Raw genomic sequence first — 18,025 nt, forward strand, 5'->3', positions numbered from 1 at the left:
GATTTCAACGGAACGTGCCAGGCGCCTTGAACAACAGCGGCTGCGGTCTGGCGGGCCGACTTTGCAAACTGTCGCAGGTAAACAACTGCGGGCGTTCGATGACATAACCCTGAGCGTAATCCACCCCGATTTCAAGCAATGCCTGCTCGATCTGGGTTGTTTCAACAAACTCGGCAATTGTCTGCTTACCCATGACATGCCCGATGTGATTGATCACCTCGACCATTGCACGGTTAATCGGGTCGTCCAGCATATCCTTTACGAAACTCCCGTCGATCTTCAGGAAGTCTACAGGCAAATGTTTCAGATAAGCGAATGAAGACATTCCGGCACAAAAGTCATCAAGTGAGAAGTAACAACCTAAGCCTTTGAGTTCATTAATAAATCTAATTGCGCTGCCGAGATTGGCAATGGCGCTGGTTTCAGTAATTTCAAAACAAATCATTTCAGGGGGTATAGCGTAATTAACAAACTGTTCACGCAGAAAGTGCAAGAACGCGTCATCTCCGATAGTAATGCCTGAAAGATTAATCGCACACATTGCCAACGGACCTTCATGTTGTTCGGTAATACATTGGGCAATCACTTTAAAAACATTCTCGACGACCCAACGATCCAGTTGACTCATCAGACCATAACGTTCGGCCGCCGGAATGAAACTGTCCGGCAGGATCATCCGTCCGGCTTCGTCATGCAGACGCAAGAGTATTTCGATGTGCCCCCCGCCATGGGCTGTAGCGCCCAGCGGAGCAATTTCCTGGGCATAAAGGCAGAAGCGGTTTTCCTCCAGCGCCATGTGCAGGCGCTGCACCCAGGCCATTTCGCCGAAGCGCAGCGACAGCTCGGAGTCGTCGGCATGATAGACCTGCACCCGGTTGCGGCCCTTTTCCTTGGCCATGTAGCAAGCCATGTCGGCGGCGCGCAATGACGCTTCGAGGGTGGTCGGGGTCTGGGCGATGTGCACCAGGCCAATGCTCACAGTGGTCAAAAACGGCCGCCCCTTCCACACGAAATGCAGGTTCTGCACGGTCTGGCGCAGGCTCTCGGCGATTTTCTCGGCGGCATCCGGGGCGCAGTTCTCCAGCAGAATGCCGAACTCGTCGCCGCCCAGCCGCGCGAGGGTGTCGCTCTCGCGCAAGCCCGATTGCAACAGCGTGCAAATGTGCCGCAGCAACTCATCGCCGGCGGCGTGACCGCAGGTGTCGTTGACCAGTTTGAACTGGTCCAGATCGAGGAACATCAGCGCATGCCGACCGGGCTGGCGCGTCAGATTGTGCAGGGCCTGCTCCAGGCGATATTCGAACTCGCGGCGGTTGGCCAGACCGGTCAGGGCATCGTGGGTCGCCTGCCACGACAGGTTGGCGATGTATTGCCGTTCCTGAGTCATGTCATGCAGCACCAGCACCGTACCGATAACCTTCTCGGCGTTGCGGATCGGCGCGCCCACCAGCGTCACCGAGACCGTACTGCCATCCAGGCGCTGAATCAGTTTGGAGTGCTCGCTGCCACCGATCAGTTGCCCGCTGAGAATGTGCTCGATCAGCGTCAGCCCTTCGGTCTGCGCATTGTCATCGAGCAGATTGAACAGCGCTGCCAATGGCAACCCCGCCGCGTGCTCGGACTTCCAGTGCGTCATCGCCTCCGCCGCCGGGTTCATGTAATCGATCGCGCCGTTGACGTCGGTGGTGATCACCCCGTCGCCAATCGATTGCAGGGTGATGTGTGCCCGATCCTTCTCCAGCTGCAGCGCCTGGGCAAAGGCATGCCGCTGCTTGAGCAGTTTGTGGGTGCGCAACAGGGCCAGCACGATCAACCCCAGCGCCGTGGCCAGGTTGGTGAACAGCAGCAGGCGCAGGATCATCCGCGAGCCTTCGCCCAAGGCATCGCTGAACGCCTTGGCCGCCGGCGTCACACCGTCGTTGATGGCAAAAATCTGCGCTTTCCAGTGCTGTATATCAGCTGGCGTCGCGATGTTTTCGCTGATGCCCTGATGCATCTCGCGCGCGACATTGTCCAGTTGCACCAGATAGGCGTCGCCGATGGTCCAGCGGTCGATCGCGGTTTCCAGATAGCTGAAATGACGGAAATTGAGGTACAGCCAGATCAGGCTCGACACATCATCGGGATGGTTGCCGCCCTTGAGGATCCCCTCCCGTGCCGCCTGCAGATCCGGCGGCTGACGATCCAGCGCCAGACGCAACTGGTGACCGCCCTGAGGCACGGCAATCGCTTCCTTGTATTTGAGGAAGATCGCCTCGTCGCGGCTGTCGGCATACAGGTTCAGGTAATAGATGGCGTCTTTCTGGCCCTTGGACCAGAGACTCTCGCCGGCGACATAGCCGCGAACGGCCGACAGGACGTAAAGACTCACGCCCCCCAGTAAAGCCTGAAATAACACGACGGCAATAAATGGCCAGACGATGCCCAACAACCGTGGCGTTCCGAGAGTCCTTTTTTGCTTCATGAGGTCCTTTGCGCACGCACTGTCATCTTCAAGGGGAGATCGCCAGAGCCAGACAAGGGAGCGACCCCTTCCAGCAAACCAGGACATTTTCAACCGGCGATACGTATGTACCGCACCCGCTGTTCGCCATGCTTCGACACTGACGGCTTTCAATCATTCCAGAGCCGTTTTCCATGCAGTCACCTTCCGCCACGCTGCAACGCCATACTGCCCAACAGAGCGAATACAGGGCAATGATCACCGCCCTGCGCGCCGTCCTCGACGCTTCAGCGTCAGTGGAGATCTACTACCTCACGCCCCAGACACATTCACGCCTGGGTACTGCACACGACCAGGCGCAAAACCTTCTGCAAGCACTGTTCGATGACAGCGCCGAACCACAATTGGCGGCCTACCTGCAAACGTCCAGAGGATCATTGCTGCAAGTCGACGCCGCAGCCGGTCACTGCAGCTTTTCCTTCAATCGTCCCGATGGCAGCTGCGCCCGCTTCACCATCGAGGATGTCACCCGGGCCTCCAGCACAATTCAAGAATTTCAGCGAGCGTTGCTGAGTATAGGCGCACACCTGCGTTCCGACAGGCTGCTGCCGTTGTCACAACTGCTGCGTGAGTCCGGGTTCACATTTGCCGACGTACAGGACGCCACGGCACTGGCCCGGCTGATCGGCAAGGTCGAAGAACAACGCGCCAGCCATCGACTGAATCTGCGGCATCACCCGGCGCTGACGGGACTGATGAGCGACGATGACAAAGCCGCGATTCACGACCTGATTGGCGACTGGCTTACCGGCAAAACCCTGTCGGCCATCGACAGCCTGGCCAGCGAAGTAACGCCCCCATTCACCCGCCAGCAACTGGAACAGCAGCCTGCCGCCTGCCTGGAACGCCTGCTCGACACCCCCAAGGCGCGTGACCTGGGCCAGCGCCTGCTGCAGAAACTGCAATGGTATGGCGCGCGGCCCGATGAACTGACCGTGCCCGATATCGGCCTGCGTTTACTGCTCGAGGCGTTGTGCCTGTGGTACGAACTGCCCGGCGAAGGCAGCTCGACCGAAGTGGCCGGTTTTGCGCTGGAACAACGCGCTCACTACGGCGCCAGCTACGCCAGCATTCGCCGGGATTTTTTACAGCACCTGGAGGATTCTCACCGAACCTCGTCCCCGACCGAAAAACATGTGCTGGGATGGATATGCCTGACGCAGTTCGGGCCGGAATTTCAAGTGCGCGACATTCCTGACGACCTGCCGTACGCCAGCTCGGTGGTCTGGGTCAATTTCGTGCATGGCGTGCACCTCGCCCATGCCCTCGATCCACAGTTGCTGGAATATCTGAGCTTTCAGCAACTGGTCGATCTGCCGCTGCACAAAAGCGAAAACGCCAGCACCGACCTGCAAACCCTGATCGCCATGACCCGAGTGGCTGCCGCACAGACCTGGACACTGGCCACCGGAGCCCAGGTCGCTGCGAACGAGACATTCGGCGATGACACTGCCCTGCAAGCGCTGGAAGACCACAAGAAGCAAATGAACGCAGCGATCCTGCAACTGGACATCGAGCCGCCACGGCGACTCGCCCTGGCAAAACAGCAACTGGACAAGGCGCTGGCCAACGAGCTGTACGATCACACGACGATTCGCCTCAAACGCCACCATCCTTCAACGCCCAACCGTAGCCGACGCAGCATTATCGACACCCCGGATGTGGTATTGCCGACCTGGCCGTTGCTGGAGGTCTATGCCGCCGGCGGGTTGAGCAGCGACACACGCTGGTACGTCAGCAACGATGGCCGCAGTGCCAGCGAATGGATCAGCCTCAACGCAGCAGGCAAACTGCAAAGCGGTTTTGTCGACACCGGACATCCAGGCCGACGCCTTTCACGGTTTCCGAGCAACTGCACCTTGCCCGAGATCAGGCCCTTGTTCGAGCAGCAGTTCGATGACTATCTGAGCGAGACCCGCGAAGCCTATGAATACCTGATCAAGTCGCTGCTGGTCACACTGCCGTGGCCCGACCGCCGGGCACTGGAGCACGGCGAAGTGCGGATTCACAGCCTCAGGGATCCGACACGGCATATCGAAGCTCACCTGGAGACAGCGGAAAACATCCTGCCGTACCGGGCTCGCATGGGCTTCGTGTTGCAGGCGACGTATCAGGGCCCGCCACAATTCTACGAATGCCTGCCACGCGCCGGCATCCTTCGCAAACGCCCGGATCTGAATGACACACATGTGGGCGGCCTGTTATTGCCACCCCTGCCGCCCAAACGTGGACGGACCAAGGGCCAGAGCATCAGCCGCATCGTCGCCCGCCGCCTGCCGTTTGATCGAAAAGCACACTGGGACGGTTCGACACCCGCCCCCGACGCCAAATGCGTCGCGATCCTCGAACCGCTGGGCGACTCCCTCCCGATTTCGATGATCCCGGCGGCCCATCACGACAGTTCGCCGAACCTGACCTTCACCTCGCCGCGCACGGCGCACATCGCCTCGTTCATCGCGACCCGGTTGTTCTATGCCGATGAGCAGGCGCTGCGCAGTGAGGCCTGGGGTGATACCCGTTTCGAGCGCGACAGCCGCAAAAAGCACTGGACTCATGCCCTCAAGGGCTTCATCCCGTTCTGGGGCAGTCTCGAAGACCTGCAGTCGGACAGTCCGGGCAAACGCGCAATGGGCGTACTCGGCCTGCTCCTTGATATCGTCTCGTTCGCGATTCCCTTGGGCAAGTTCGTCGCCGGCAGCATTCGCCTCGCTGCCGTAGCCGGGAAAATGGCGATTCGCGTCGCCCTGCCACGCATGGCGCAATTGTCGAAAAACCTGCTGATTTCGAGCTTGAGAAACCTCAATCCGCTGGACGCTGCGCCTGCTTTGCTCAAGCTCGGTGGTCGAGGCGCGATCGGCGCAGTGCGGGCCGTGGCGCATCTGGAACACCGCGCGGTTGCACGTCTGAAAAGGCTGGCCGGCAGAAGCGCTGACTATGACCTGCTGCACAGTCTGCCCCAGGCACTGGATGCCGGGCGCTGGAAAGCGCTGAACCCTGCCGATCACCTGGCCGTGGTCAGAGGCATCGACGATGTGCCGGTGCGCAACGTCGGCGGCTCGCGGCATCACTTGCTCGATCCGCTGTCCGACCGCCCTTATGGGCCGCAGTTGCTCGCACACGAGCATGATTTTTCGCTGGGGCGTTCGCACTACCGCACCGTGAAAAAAACCGACGATCAGATCGATATCGAAGTAGCGCCGAACACCCGCGTCGAGCTTGTCCCCGAGGCTGGCGGACGCACCACGGTCTTGATCGATGATGTGCCCTATCGACTCGACGGCGATGAACTGCGCCGCGTTGATCTGCTCGATGACAGTCAGCACTGGACGCTGCTGCCGTGCCGGATCCGTCGCGCACCGGGCGCGGGCGACTGCCGCGTCAGCTACATCACCGCAGAACCCGCCCCGACGCCCGCCGTCGGCACGATCGACAAGGAAAAGGGTTACGCACCGTGGTTCGGCGAGCGGGTTTCGGAGCCGGCCATGCTGCCCCATCAAGACGGAATGTTCCTGGCGGTCGATGCCAGGCTTTATCAAATCATCGATAACCGCCCGAGGCTGTTCACCGGTGATCTGCGACTCCTTGGATTCCATCAAGGCAGGCTGGTACCAAGACAGCAGATTCAAGCCACGCTGCAGTTTCGCAAAGGCATTTATGCGCGGATAAAAACCGGCGGCAGCTATGACGGGATCAATGACTCACATCAGGTTGGTGCGGTGCTAATGCCGGCCATCGACGACTCGGCCTCCTACGTGTTCTTCCGAATCAACATCCAGGAGTACTACCTGGCCACCATCGCCAAGGGTAAAAAAGCGCCCGATCAATTGACCTTCAGGCGCCTGGCACCCGCCGAACTGGCCGACGGCACCCTCGGTGCTGAACTGCTGACCGTCTACACCGGCTCGCTACACGCCAACAACATTGTGCGCATCCATGGTCTGGAATCGGTGCAGCGCGCGATGCACACCATGGAACAGATCGCGATCCCCATCGGCACCACGGCCATTCCTGCAAACAATATGAAATGGCTGAAGGTCGACACCAGCCCGGGCGAAGCATTGATGTTCGATAATTCGACACGGATGATCGTCACCCGCCTGCCCGAAGGCGCCACCACCTGGACGCGCAGCAGCGAAGCGCCGGAGCTCTTCCGGCAGAAAACCGCAGAGATTTTCGACACGTTGTTTCTGTCACCGACGATCAACCCGGCCAACACCAACGCGCCCCTGCGTATCAACCGTGCCATGCAGAAACTGCACAAACGGTTGCCCGCGCATCAGCAGTCACACAATCCGCGCAACATTGCCTATGCAGAAGTCACCACCACCAGCGGCAAACGGGAGGTGTACGTCAGTGTCTCCGGCGCTCAGGGCAGCACACAGTGCTTGCCGCTGTTTAGCCGCATCAACGCTGATCACGTGCGGATCGGCGACACCACTTACATCAACATCGACTACAACCCAGACTTCCCGCGCACCTCGCTGGAGGTCACCGAGCAAGGGCAACTGCTGGCCGTGCCGCTGACCATCAAGGAGCTGAAAACCTATCAGCCGACGCAAACCAGCCGGCCGACCTCGCTGGACAGCGAAAGCAAACTGATCAGCGTGCTGCGCGAGAAATATCCCGACCCGACAGAGATCCGCGCGGTCGACATCGCAACAACGATGCGCCCGTGCGAATCCTGTTCGGTGGTGATGAAGCAGTTCGGCCATGACGGCGGCGAGGCGGCGTTGCAGGTGCTGTGGGGCTGATTACAGGCGCTGCAGATGGCCGTAGAGTTTGGCGTAGAGGCCGCCATCGGCGATCAGTTGCTGGTGGTCGCCATCCTCGGCCACTTGCCCGCCATCGAACACCAGCACCCGATCCGCCTGCTTCACCGCCGACAGGCGATGGGCAATGATCAGCGTGGTGCGGCCATTGAGGAAGCGCGCCATGGCCTGATGCAGGTTGTATTCGGTGGCAGCGTCGAGGGCTGAAGTGGCTTCGTCGAGAATCACCACTTTCGGCTCGGCGAGGATCATCCGCGCAATCGCCAGACGCTGACGCTGACCACCGGACAGACGCACGCCGGAACGTCCGACGATGCTGTCGAGTCCGTCCGGCAACGCCCGGATGGTCGTCTCCAACTGGGCGATTTCCAGCGCCTGCCAGCAGGCTTCGTCACTGCGGGTGCGGCCCATGGTCAAGTTGGCGCGGACGGTGTCGTTGAACAGCGCCGGATGCTGCAGCACCACCGCGACGTTTTCACGAATCAGCTCCAGACCGATTTCCTGCTGGGTCGAACCGCCGAAACGAATGGTCCCGGACAACGGCGTGTACAGCCCTAACAACAGTTGCACCAAAGTGCTTTTGCCGCCGCCGCTGGCGCCGACAATCGCGACTTTTTCACCGGGGGCGATGGACAGGTTCATCTGATCCACCACCAATTCATCGCCGTAACCGAAGCTCAGCCCCTGCACCTCGATACCCACGGTTTCCCGCCCCTTGAACGGATCGACGCCGCCCGGGTATTGCGGCTCGTCAGCCCGCGCCAGCAGTTCGTTGATCCGCGCCAGTGCGCCACCCGCCGCGTAGTAGGCGTATTGCAGATTGAGCAGTTGTTCGACCGGGCCGATCATGAACCACAGGTAGCTGAACACCGCGAGCATCTGGCCGATCGACAGGTCGGAGAACAGCACCGTGAGCATCGCCGCCGCGCGGAAGATATCGATGCCGAACTGGAACAGCAGACCACTGGCGCGGTTCGACGCATCGGTCTTCCACTGCGAGTTGACCGCATAGTTACGCACTTCCTGCGCGCGCAAGCCGAGTCGCCCGAGGAAGAAACCCTGACGGTTGCCGGCGCGCACTTCCTGGATCGCATCGAGGGTTTCGCTCAAGGCTTGAGTGAAACGCGAGGTGCTGTCGTTCTCCAGTTTCTTCAGGTGCTTGACCCGCTTGCCCAGTTGCACCGTGGCGTAGATCACCAATGGATTGAACAGCAGGATCAGCAGCGCCAGCTTCCAGTGCATCCACATCAGGATGCTCGCGGTGCCGACCAGCGTCAGCATCGCCACCAGAAATCGGCTGAGGGTTTCGCCGACAAACTTGTCGAGAGTGTCGAGGTCAGTGACCAGATGGGTGGTCACGGTGCCGCTACCGAGGCTTTCGTATTCGCCGAGGGAAATCCTTTTCAGGCGCTCGATCAGCCGCACGCGAATGCGGTAGACGATGTCTTTCGCCAGCCGGGCAAACAGCCGCGCCTGCAACACGCCAAAACACAGGGCGCTGCAACGCAGAGTCAAGGTGACCACCAGCATCAGGCCGATGTAACCCGCCGCTTGTTGCCACATCGACGGCAGCACGTGGTTCATGACTTTCAGCGCGGCATCGCCATGCCCGAGCAGGACTTCGTCCACCAGCAAGGGCAACAGCAACGGAATCGGCACACTGCACAGCGTCGCCAGCACGGCCACGCCGTTGGCGATCCACAGGGATTTTTTGTGATGCAGTGCCAGGCGCCGGACTTCTGCCCAGCTCAGCCGGTCGACACGCTTTACGGCTGGCGTGTCATCGGCCAGGTCAGGCACAGGCGGCGCGCTCCAGCCAGCGACCAAGCAGCGGCGAGAGTTCGCTGAGCGGTTGATAGCCGTTGGTCAACAGCGCCAGTTGGCCATTGCGCTCGGCGAGCAGGGTCGGGAACCCGGCGATGCCCAGATCCTGCACCCAGCTGAAATCAGCCTGAGTCGCTTTGTGTTGGTCGGCATGATCGAACAAGGCAGCAAATTCGATGCGCGGCACGCCGGCCTGTTCGGCCAGTTCGACCAACACACTGGCCTGGGTGACATCGCGGCCTTCAGCGTAAAACGCCTGCTGGATCAGGCCGACCAGCGTCCACGCGCAATCCGGCGCCAGGCTGCGCGCGGTGACGATTGCCCGACAGGCCGGCTCGGTGTCGTAGACAAAACCGTCGGGCAACGCCCCGTCGAACTTGAACGGCTGGCCGGTAGCCTCAGTGACCGCCTGCCAGTGCTCGAGGATGTAGCGACGTGTAGTTGGTTCCAATGCTGCACCACTACCGGTGCGCAACCCGCCGACCACCAGGTGCAACTCCACCCCGGCTGCCTGCGCCTGCTCGACCAATGCCTTGGCAACCGGAGCGAACCCCCAGCACCAGGAACACATCGGATCCATCACATAGAGCAGGCGCGCAGTCATGATCAGGCCTCGGTGGGTGCTTGTTTATAGTTGTAGCCGATCGGGTGCGGCATGTTGCGCGCCTTGGCCAGTTCGATCTGCTTCTGCCGATCGATGGCGCTGCGGCGGGTTTTCTCGCTCAGCTTGTCCCAGCAATGCGGGCAGCTGATGCCGGCCACGTAGTGCTCGGAGGCGCGATCTTCAACACTGACCGGTGTGCGGCAGGCATGACATTGATCGTAGTCGCCTTCGCTGAGGTCGTGACGCACGGTCACGCGGTTGTCGAACACGAAGCAGTCACCCTGCCACTTGGTTTCTTCCTGCGGCACCTCTTCGAGGTACTTCAGGATGCCGCCCTTGAGGTGGTAAACCTCTTCGAACCCCTCGCCCAGCATGTAACTGGAGGCTTTCTCGCAGCGAATGCCGCCGGTGCAGAACATCGCGACCTTCTTGTGCACGGCCGGGTCGAAGTGTTCTTTGATGTAGTCGGGGAATTCGCGAAAACTGGTGGTTTTCGGATCGATGGCGCCTTCGAAGGTGCCGATCGCCACTTCGTAGTCGTTGCGGGTGTCGATCAGCAGCACTTCCGGGTCGCTGATCAGCGCGTTCCAGTCCTGCGGCTCGACGTAAGTGCCGACCTTTTTGTTCGGGTCCACGCCTTCGACGCCAAGGGTGACGATCTCTTTCTTCAGCTTGACCTTGGTGCGGTAGAACGGCTGCTCGTCGCAGTACGACTCTTTGTGGTCGATGTCGATCATGCGCGGGTCGTTCTTCAGCCAGGCGAGCAGGCCGTCGATGCCTTCGCGGCTGCCGGACACGGTGCCGTTGATGCCTTCTTCGGCGATCAGCAGAGTGCCTTTGATGCCATTGTCGACCATCGCTTGCAGCAGGGGCTCGCGCAGGTCAACGTAATCTTCGAGGGTGACGAACTTATACAGTGCCGCCACGACAATCGGTTGTGTCATAGGTATTTCTCCAGGTGGCTACCCTCGCAAAGGGTGAACCGGATTCAAAAAAAACGCGCCGGGTGAGCGGCGCGTTGCGGATTCTAGCAAAAACACGGTGGATTTAGGTTCTGTCAAAACTACTGTGGTGAGGGGATTTATCCCCGATCGGCTGCGCAGCAGTCGTAAATCCTGAGAATGCGGTTTAACGGTTGTAAATGGATTGAATGGTTTCAGGGCTACTTCGTAGCCCATCGGGGATAAATCCCCTCACCACAAAAGCCCCTGCCACAACTGCATCCAATATCAGTGTTTGCTACCGCCGGCACAGGTCGGCGACGCCGGAGCGGCGCCCACTTCTGCCCATTCCTGCGGGGTGTAGGTGTGCAGCGCCAACGCATGGAACTCGCCCATCAGCTCGCCGAGCGTGCCGTAGACTTTCTGGTGGCGCTTGACCCGGTTCAGGCCTTCGAACTGCGCGCTGACCACCACTGCCTTGAAGTGCGTCTGTAACCCGCGACTGTGCATGTGGCTTTCGTCCAGCACTTGCAGATGCTCAGGCTGCAGCAGGCCCAGCGTCGATTCGATGCGTTGTTGCATGGTCATCACGAACTCCGCTTACTTCTTCTTGGCCGGCGCAGCGCCTTTCGGTGCCAGCTCGTTGGTCATGTCGTCGAGCAACTTGTTGACGACAGGCACGGCGCTTTCCAGCTTGGCCTGGGTCATCTGGGCCGATTGCTGGGTCAGCTGCGGCATTTTTTCCAGGACTTTCTTGCCCAGTGGCGACTGGTAGAACGCGACCAGGTCTTTGAGCTCCGATTCGCTGAAGTTGCTGGTGTAGAGCTTGACCATGTCAGGCTTGAGCTTGTTCCAGCCGATGGCCTGGTCCAGGGCGGCGTTGGCCTTGGCCTGGTAGGTTTCCAGTACGGCTTTCTTGGATTCCGGGGCTTTGGTCTGTTCAAAACGCTGAGCGAACATTTGCTGCACTTGCATGTACACCGGAGTGCCCAGCTTGTCAGCGTGCGCCAGGGTCAGGAAAGCTTCAGCACTGGCGTTGTGGCTGGCGGTATCGGCAAGCACCTGGCCGCTGGCGCAAACCAGTGCAACCGCGGTGCAGATGGCACGAAGACGAGTCATCGAGTTTCCTTTTCAGCTAGGCGAGGTAAAACCCCAAGGGCGACCATTCTGCGCCTAAAAAACCTCGTGGCTCAACCCCCGAGCCTTGCCGCGCTTGATTGCCCGGGTTTTACCGGTCAACAATCGGTTCGAGGGAACCACCTGGGCCTGACCGGGCCTAAACTGCGCAAACGAACCAACAGGAGTGTGCACGATGAGCCGTATCGAAACCGACAGCCTGGGCCAGATCGAAGTCCCGGACGACGCCTACTGGGGTGCTCAGACGCAACGCTCGCTGATCAACTTCGCCATTGGTCAGGAACGCATGCCGTTGCCGGTACTGCACGCCCTGGCCCTGATCAAGAAAGCCGCCGCCCGGGTCAACGACCGCAACGGCGACCTGCCCGCCGACATCGCCCGCCTGATCGAACAGGCCGCCGACGAAGTCCTCGACGGCCAGCACGACGACCAGTTTCCGCTGGTGGTCTGGCAGACCGGCAGCGGTACCCAGAGCAACATGAACGTCAACGAAGTGATCGCCGGTCGCGCCAACGAACTGGCCGGCAACCCGCGCGGCGGCAAGACGCCGGTGCACCCCAACGATCACGTCAACCGCTCGCAAAGCTCCAACGACTGCTTCCCCACCGCCATGAGCATCGCCACTGCCAAAGCCGTGCAGGAGCAATTGCTGCCGGCGATCGCCGAGCTGTCCGGCGGTCTGGCCGAGTTGGCGGCACGCCATATGAAACTGGTGAAGACCGGTCGCACGCACATGATGGACGCGACGCCGATCACCTTCGGTCAGGAATTGTCGGGCTTCATAGCACAGCTGGATTATGCCGAGCGGGCGATCCGCGCCGCGCTGCCGGCGGTGTGTGAACTGGCGCAGGGCGGCACTGCGGTCGGCACCGGCCTGAATTCGCCGCACGGCTTTGGCGAAGCGATTGCCGCCGAACTCGCCGCGCTGTCCGGCCTGCCGTTCGTCACCGCGCCGAACAAGTTTGCCGCGCTGGCCGGACACGAGCCGCTGACCAGTCTGTCCGGCGCCCTGAAGACGCTCGCCGTGGCGCTGATGAAAATCGCCAACGACTTGCGCCTGCTCGGCTCCGGCCCTCGCGCAGGCTTTGCCGAAGTCAAATTGCCGGCCAATGAACCGGGCAGTTCGATCATGCCCGGCAAGGTCAACCCGACTCAGTGCGAAGCGCTGTCGATGCTGGCCTGCCAGGTGCTGGGCAACGACGTCACCATCGGCATCGCCGCCAGTCAGGGCCACCTGCAACTGAACGTGTACAAACCGGTGATCATTCACAACCTGCTGCAATCGATCCGCCTGCTCGCCGACGGTTGCAGCAACTTCCAGCAGCATTGCATTGCCGGCCTTGAGCCGGACGCGCAGGTCATGGCCCAGCACCTGGAACGTGGGCTGATGCTGGTGACCGCGCTGAACCCGCACATCGGTTACGACAAGTCGGCGGAAATCGCCAAGAAGGCTTACGGCGAAGGCCTGACCTTGCGTGAGGCGGCGCTGCAGCTGGGCTATCTGACCGATGAAGAGTTCGATGCCTGGGTGCGGCCGGAGAACATGATCGAGGCTGGCGCCAAGGGCTGAGATTTGTAGCGCCTGAAAGTCCGTCTTCGCGAGCAGGCTCGCTCCCACAGTGGACCGCATTCCCATGTTGGAAAAGCGTTCAAATGTGGGAGCGAGCCTGCTCGCGAATGGGAGCAGCGCGGTCTAACTGGCTGCAATGCGCAGTCGCCGCGCCCTCAGCCCGGCAATCAACGACGGCCCCAACGCCACCAGCGCCGACCCCAGCACCACCAGCACCGCCCCGCCATAACCCAGCCCATTGATCTGCTCGGCATGCACATATTCCGGCCACACCCCGGCGGCAATCGCCACCGCGCCAAAGGTCACCAATGGCGTGATCGCCAGCGTCGCACTGACCCGAGAGGCCTCCCAGTGCGCCAGTGCTTCAGCGAAGGCGCCGTAGGCAATCAGCGTGTTCATGCAACACGCCAGCAACAGCCAGCCCTGCAGCGGACTCAGTTCCAGTGCTTCGAGCGGATGCACCCACGGCGTCAGCAACAGCGCGCAGAACAGGTAGATCACCATCATCACCTGCAACGAATTCCACACCGTGAGCAATTGCTTCTGCCCCAATGCGTAGAAGGTCCAGACCGTCGAGGCCAACAGCACCAGCAACACGCCGGCGGTGTAGTCCGACAATGAGGTGAGCAGTTCAGCCAGACGCTGATTGAAGAACAGCACAAAACCGATCAGCAGTACCGCCAGGCCAATGGCCTGACCGATGCTGAAGCGCTCCTTGAACACAAACAGGCTGGCAATCAACAGCATGATCGGCCCCATCTGCACCACCAGTTGCGCGGTGCCGGGGCTGAGCAGGTTAAGGCCCATCAGGTACAGCACGTAGTTGCCCACCAGCCCGAGCACCGCCATCAGCACCAGCCAGCCGCCCCGGGGGCCGAGCACCTTGCGGCTCGGCAGGCGGCGCGTGGCCGCCAGGTAGATGAACAGGCAGCCGCCCGACACCAACAGGCGAAACCAGGTCACGGTGATCGGGTCCATCACCTGCAGCACCTGCTTGAGTTTGATTGGCAGGATGCCCCACAAAAACGCCGTCAGCAGCGCCAGGAACAGACCGTAAACCCAGCGACCGGATGAAATGTGCATGCGAACCCCAATGCCTGCTGACGAGAGCGGTCATTCTAGGCCCGCCGACAGACGCAACACAGGGACAGTTCGGGCCAGGCCGCGAATGAAACTGTGCAGGTCGCAGCATTAAATTGACGCTTTGCCGTTGATCGGCTGACGAGGCGCGCCAAGTGCTTCAGGCATAAGCTGATTGGATCCCTGCAACGGATCACTTAAGGAGCCGGATCATGTACGGAATGCGCGCCGATGACAGCGCCCCCGCCACGCACTTTCGCAGCGACCGGTTGTGTCGGGTCAATGGCGAACTGTTTTTCAGCACGCGGGAGAACACCCTTGAGGGGCCGTTCGATTCCCCGGATAAGGCTGAGCAGGAAATAAAAGCGTATATCGCGCGGATGCAGCTTCTGGATTCCAACCGGTAAATCCGGTCGATCTCTTCGCGAGCAGGCTCGCTCCCACAGGTGAATGCATTCCAATGTGGGAGCGAGCCTGCTCGCGAAAGCGGTAGATCAACCACCCCACCTTCCAGGGTTCAGCGCACCGCCTCAAACAACCCCGTCGCCCCCATCCCGCCCCCCACGCACATGGTCACGATGCCGTAACGCAGGTTACGCCGCTGCAACTCACGCACCAGATGCCCGACCTGCCGCGCCCCGGTCATGCCGAACGGGTGGCCGATGGAAATCGAGCCGCCGTTGACGTTGTATTTGTCGTTGTCGATTTCCAGCCGGTCCCGGGCATACAGACATTGCGAAGCAAACGCCTCGTTCAGCTCCCACAGATCGATATCCGCCACCTGCAAGCCTTTGGCCTTGAGCAGTTTCGGCACCGAGAACACCGGGCCGATGCCCATTTCGTCCGGCTCGCAACCGGCGACGGTGAAACCACGGAAAAACGCCTTCGGCTTGAGCCCCAGTTGCAGGGCTTTTTCCAGGCTCATCACCAGCGTCATCGAGGCGCCGTCAGACAGCTGCGATGAGTTGCCAGCGGTGACCGAGCCGTCCTCGGCAAACACCGGTTTCAGTCCGGCGAGACTTTCGTAAGTGGTGTCCGGGCGGTTGCAGTCGTCGTGATCGACGATGCCATCGAGGATCTGCACCTCACCACTGTTCTTGTCCTCGACCCGGTACTTGACCGACATCGGCACAATTTCATCATTGAACAGCCCGGCCGCCTGCGCCTGGGCAGTGCGCAACTGGCTCTGCAGCGCGTAACGATCCTGGGCCTCGCGGCTGACGTCGTAACGGCGCGCAACCACTTCGGCGGTCTGGCCCATGGTGTAGTAGATGCCCGGCACCTGCTGCTTGAGCAGCGGGTTGATCAGGTGATCGGTGTTGACGCTTTTCAGGGTCAGGCTGATCGACTCGACGCCGCCGGCAACAATGATGTCGCTGCAACCGGAGGCGATCTGGTTGGCGGCAATCGCAATCGCCTGCAACCCCGAAGAGCAGAAACGGTTGAGGGGCATGCCGGCCACGCCGGTGCCCAGACGCGACAGCACCGCCACGTTGCGGCCGATGTTGTAACCCTGCGCGCCCTCGTTGGAGCCGGCGCCGACAATGCAGTTCTCGACGCTGGCCGGGTCGATGTCGTTGCGCGACAGCAGCGCGTTGACGCAATGGGCCGCCATGTCGTCGGGGCGGGTCTGGTTGAACTTGCCGCGAAAGGACTTGGCCAGGCCGGTCCGCACGCTGTCGACGATCACCACTTCACGCATGGCATACCTCAATTGTTGTTGTCGGAGGAGAGTGGACCGAGCATAAGTCCACCCTGCCGCCGACCGCGACAATCATTCACCCCGCGTATGCGGGTCCATCGGCTCAGTCCTTGTGTTTTTTCGCGCGTTTGTCGGACTTCGCGAAAGCTTCCTCAAGCGCTCGGTTAATCGTGCGCAAGACCTTGACCCGGGCCCAGCGTTTGTCATTGGCCTCGACCAGCGTCCACGGCGAAATCTCGGTGCTGGTGCGGTCGACCATGTCGCCCACGACGGCGCGGTAGGCGTCCCACTTGTCGCGGTTGCGCCAGTCGTCCTCGGTGATCTTGAAGCGCTTGAATGGAATCTGCTCACGAGCCTGGAAACGTTCCATCTGCGTGTCCTTGTCGATAGCCAGCCAGAACTTGACGACGATGACCCCGGCGTCGGCGATCTGCTCTTCGAAATCGTTGATCTCGCTGTAAGCCCGCAGCCAGTCGGCCGGGCTGCAGAAGCCCTCGACCCGCTCCACCAGCACCCGGCCATACCAGGAGCGGTCGAACACGGTGAACTTGCCCCGCGCCGGCAAATGCCGCCAGAAGCGCCACAGATACGGCTGCGCGCGCTCCTCTTCAGTGGGCGCGGCAATCGGCACGATGCTGTACTGACGCGGATCGAGCGCCGCCGCCACCCGGCGAATCGCCCCGCCCTTGCCCGCCGCATCGTTGCCTTCGAACACCGCCACCAGTGCGTGGCGGCGCATGCGTTTATCGCGCATCAGCCCGGACAGCCGCGCCTGCTCGGTGATCAGTTGTTCTTCGTAGTCTTTCTTTTCCAGCCGCTGATTGAGGTCGAGGCTGTCGAGCAGGTTGAGTTGATCGACCGCCGTGCCCAACGGGGCGGCGTTGACCTCTTCGGTATGCACCTCTGGGCGCTTGAGCGCATTCTGCAGGCCCTCCAGCAGAATTTTGCCGACGGCGAGACTGCGATAATTGGCGTCCATGCCTTCGATGATGTGCCACGGCGCATAGTCACGGCTGGTGCGACGCAACACGCGCTCGCCGTATTTGACGAACTTGTCGTAGGTCTGCGATTGCTGCCAGTCCAGCGGGCTGATGCGCCAGCTGTGCAGCGGGTCGTCGGCCAGCGCCTTGAGCCGCGCTTTCATCTGCTTCTTGGACAGGTGGAACCAGAACTTGAAGATCAGCGCGCCTTCATCGCAGAGCATTTTTTCCAGACGCTCGGCGGCGTTGATCGCCTGGTCCAGACGCGGATCCTTGAACAGACCGTGAACCCGGCCCTGAAGCATCTGGCTGTACCAGTTGCCGAAGAACACGCCCATCCGCCCCTTGGCCGGGAGCATCCGCCAGTAACGCCACGCCGGTGGCCGCGCCAGCTCTTCATCGGTCTGCTGATCGAAAGTACGCACCTCGATCAGACGCGGGTCCATCCACTCGTTGAGCAACTTGACGGTCTCGCCCTTGCCGGCGCCCTCGATGCCGTTGATCAGAATGATCACCGGAAAACGCTTCTGCTGTTGCAACTCGAATTGCGCTTCCAGCAGTGCTTCACGCAAGGCAGGTACAGCCGCGTCGTAAGTCTCTTTGTCGATGGCATGGCCGATTTCGGCGGATTCAAACATGGGGACGGCTCCTTCCAGGATTCAGCAAGACTAGCGGATTGGGCATGGGCACGACGGAGAAATTCCGCTCCTTTTGGCTTCAAGAAAAACTCTGTGGTGAGGGGATTTATCCCCGATGGGCAGCGCAGCGGCCCCAAAGCCATTCAACGCCAGATGCACGCTGGTAGCGGGATTGCGACTGCTACGCAGCCGATCGGGGATAAATCCCCTCGCCACAGGTTGCTCTGATCCGCGCCCAAATCGTTGATTGTCTTCGAGGCTGCACAGCCAGGCCTTG

The 18,025-nt window shown here is 60.9% G+C and carries 12 protein-coding genes; 3 read left to right on the plus strand and 9 right to left on the minus strand.

Going from position 1 to position 18,025, the window contains the following annotated elements:
• Positions 1-4: 4 nt before the first annotated feature.
• The gene (locus AC3WMV_RS13445; protein WP_103368363.1) at positions 5-2,464 is read right to left on the minus strand and encodes an EAL domain-containing protein; all 2,460 of its coding nucleotides are present in this window, start codon (positions 2,462-2,464) and stop codon (positions 5-7) included.
• A 173-nt stretch (positions 2,465-2,637) separates the two neighbouring features.
• Here AC3WMV_RS13445 and AC3WMV_RS13450 point away from each other — a divergent pair, with 173 nt between their 5' ends.
• Positions 2,638-7,254 carry a deaminase domain-containing protein gene (locus AC3WMV_RS13450; RefSeq protein ID WP_103368364.1) on the plus strand — a complete coding sequence of 1,539 codons (4,617 nt, stop codon included), beginning with the start codon at positions 2,638-2,640 and terminating at the stop codon, positions 7,252-7,254.
• Here AC3WMV_RS13450 and AC3WMV_RS13455 read toward each other — a convergent pair whose 3' ends face one another.
• The 5 genes from AC3WMV_RS13455 to AC3WMV_RS13475 form a co-directional block, all read right to left on the minus strand.
• A complete protein-coding gene (locus AC3WMV_RS13455; RefSeq protein WP_097088393.1) occupies positions 7,255-9,072 on the minus strand; it encodes an ABC transporter ATP-binding protein in 1,818 nt (605 codons plus the stop codon).
• Positions 9,065-9,667 carry a DsbA family protein gene (locus tag AC3WMV_RS13460; protein ID WP_171061881.1) on the minus strand — a complete coding sequence of 201 codons (603 nt, stop codon included), beginning with the start codon at positions 9,665-9,667 and terminating at the stop codon, positions 9,065-9,067. The genes AC3WMV_RS13455 and AC3WMV_RS13460 overlap by 8 nt, the downstream gene beginning before the upstream one ends.
• A 35-nt stretch (positions 9,668-9,702) precedes the next feature.
• The gene (gene trhO / locus AC3WMV_RS13465; protein WP_103368365.1) at positions 9,703-10,644 is read right to left on the minus strand and encodes an oxygen-dependent tRNA uridine(34) hydroxylase TrhO; all 942 of its coding nucleotides are present in this window, start codon (positions 10,642-10,644) and stop codon (positions 9,703-9,705) included.
• A 285-nt stretch (positions 10,645-10,929) separates the two neighbouring features.
• Positions 10,930-11,229, minus strand: a complete 300-nt coding sequence (locus AC3WMV_RS13470) for a BolA family protein (RefSeq protein WP_003226935.1) — start codon at positions 11,227-11,229, stop codon at positions 10,930-10,932.
• Positions 11,230-11,241: 12 nt separating this feature from the next.
• Positions 11,242-11,760 (minus strand): DUF2059 domain-containing protein, encoded by a 519-nt coding sequence (locus AC3WMV_RS13475; RefSeq protein WP_003226938.1) that lies wholly within the window; start codon positions 11,758-11,760, stop codon positions 11,242-11,244.
• Between the two features lie 193 nt (positions 11,761-11,953).
• On the opposite strand from AC3WMV_RS13475, the gene AC3WMV_RS13480 reads away from it, so the two are divergent.
• Positions 11,954-13,348, plus strand: coding sequence for a class II fumarate hydratase (locus AC3WMV_RS13480; protein WP_103368366.1), 1,395 nt, complete (start codon positions 11,954-11,956; stop codon positions 13,346-13,348).
• A 123-nt stretch (positions 13,349-13,471) separates the two neighbouring features.
• Here AC3WMV_RS13480 and AC3WMV_RS13485 read toward each other — a convergent pair whose 3' ends face one another.
• Positions 13,472-14,431, minus strand: a complete 960-nt coding sequence (locus AC3WMV_RS13485) for a DMT family transporter (RefSeq protein ID WP_103368367.1) — start codon at positions 14,429-14,431, stop codon at positions 13,472-13,474.
• A 209-nt stretch (positions 14,432-14,640) separates the two neighbouring features.
• Here AC3WMV_RS13485 and AC3WMV_RS13490 point away from each other — a divergent pair, with 209 nt between their 5' ends.
• Positions 14,641-14,835, plus strand: coding sequence for a DUF6316 family protein (locus AC3WMV_RS13490; protein ID WP_103368368.1), 195 nt, complete (start codon positions 14,641-14,643; stop codon positions 14,833-14,835).
• A 110-nt stretch (positions 14,836-14,945) separates the two neighbouring features.
• On the opposite strand, the gene AC3WMV_RS13495 is transcribed toward AC3WMV_RS13490, so the two are convergent.
• Positions 14,946-16,130: a thiolase family protein gene (locus AC3WMV_RS13495; protein ID WP_103370563.1), complete on the minus strand. Its 1,185-nt coding sequence runs from the start codon at positions 16,128-16,130 to the stop codon at positions 14,946-14,948.
• Between the two features lie 103 nt (positions 16,131-16,233).
• Positions 16,234-17,748 carry a polyphosphate:AMP phosphotransferase gene (gene pap / locus AC3WMV_RS13500; protein WP_103369253.1) on the minus strand — a complete coding sequence of 505 codons (1,515 nt, stop codon included), beginning with the start codon at positions 17,746-17,748 and terminating at the stop codon, positions 16,234-16,236.
• Positions 17,749-18,025: the final 277 nt, after the last annotated feature.

The organism is Pseudomonas sp. FW305-3-2-15-E-TSA4, assembly GCF_058787295.1.

Coding starts and splice junctions, on each gene's coding strand:
- AC3WMV_RS13460 (WP_171061881.1), bottom strand. CDS start 9,667: ATGTGTTCCTGGTGCTGGGGGTTCGCTCCGGTTGCCAAGGCATTGGTC.
- AC3WMV_RS13475 (WP_003226938.1), bottom strand. CDS start 11,760: ATGACTCGTCTTCGTGCCATCTGCACCGCGGTTGCACTGGTTTGCGCC.
- AC3WMV_RS13485 (WP_103368367.1), bottom strand. CDS start 14,431: ATGCACATTTCATCCGGTCGCTGGGTTTACGGTCTGTTCCTGGCGCTG.
- AC3WMV_RS13490 (WP_103368368.1), top strand. CDS start 14,641: ATGTACGGAATGCGCGCCGATGACAGCGCCCCCGCCACGCACTTTCGC.
- AC3WMV_RS13450 (WP_103368364.1), top strand. CDS start 2,638: ATGCAGTCACCTTCCGCCACGCTGCAACGCCATACTGCCCAACAGAGC.
- AC3WMV_RS13495 (WP_103370563.1), bottom strand. CDS start 16,130: ATGCGTGAAGTGGTGATCGTCGACAGCGTGCGGACCGGCCTGGCCAAG.
- AC3WMV_RS13480 (WP_103368366.1), top strand. CDS start 11,954: ATGAGCCGTATCGAAACCGACAGCCTGGGCCAGATCGAAGTCCCGGAC.
- trhO (WP_103368365.1), bottom strand. CDS start 10,644: ATGACACAACCGATTGTCGTGGCGGCACTGTATAAGTTCGTCACCCTC.
- AC3WMV_RS13445 (WP_103368363.1), bottom strand. CDS start 2,464: ATGAAGCAAAAAAGGACTCTCGGAACGCCACGGTTGTTGGGCATCGTC.
- pap (WP_103369253.1), bottom strand. CDS start 17,748: ATGTTTGAATCCGCCGAAATCGGCCATGCCATCGACAAAGAGACTTAC.
- AC3WMV_RS13470 (WP_003226935.1), bottom strand. CDS start 11,229: ATGACCATGCAACAACGCATCGAATCGACGCTGGGCCTGCTGCAGCCT.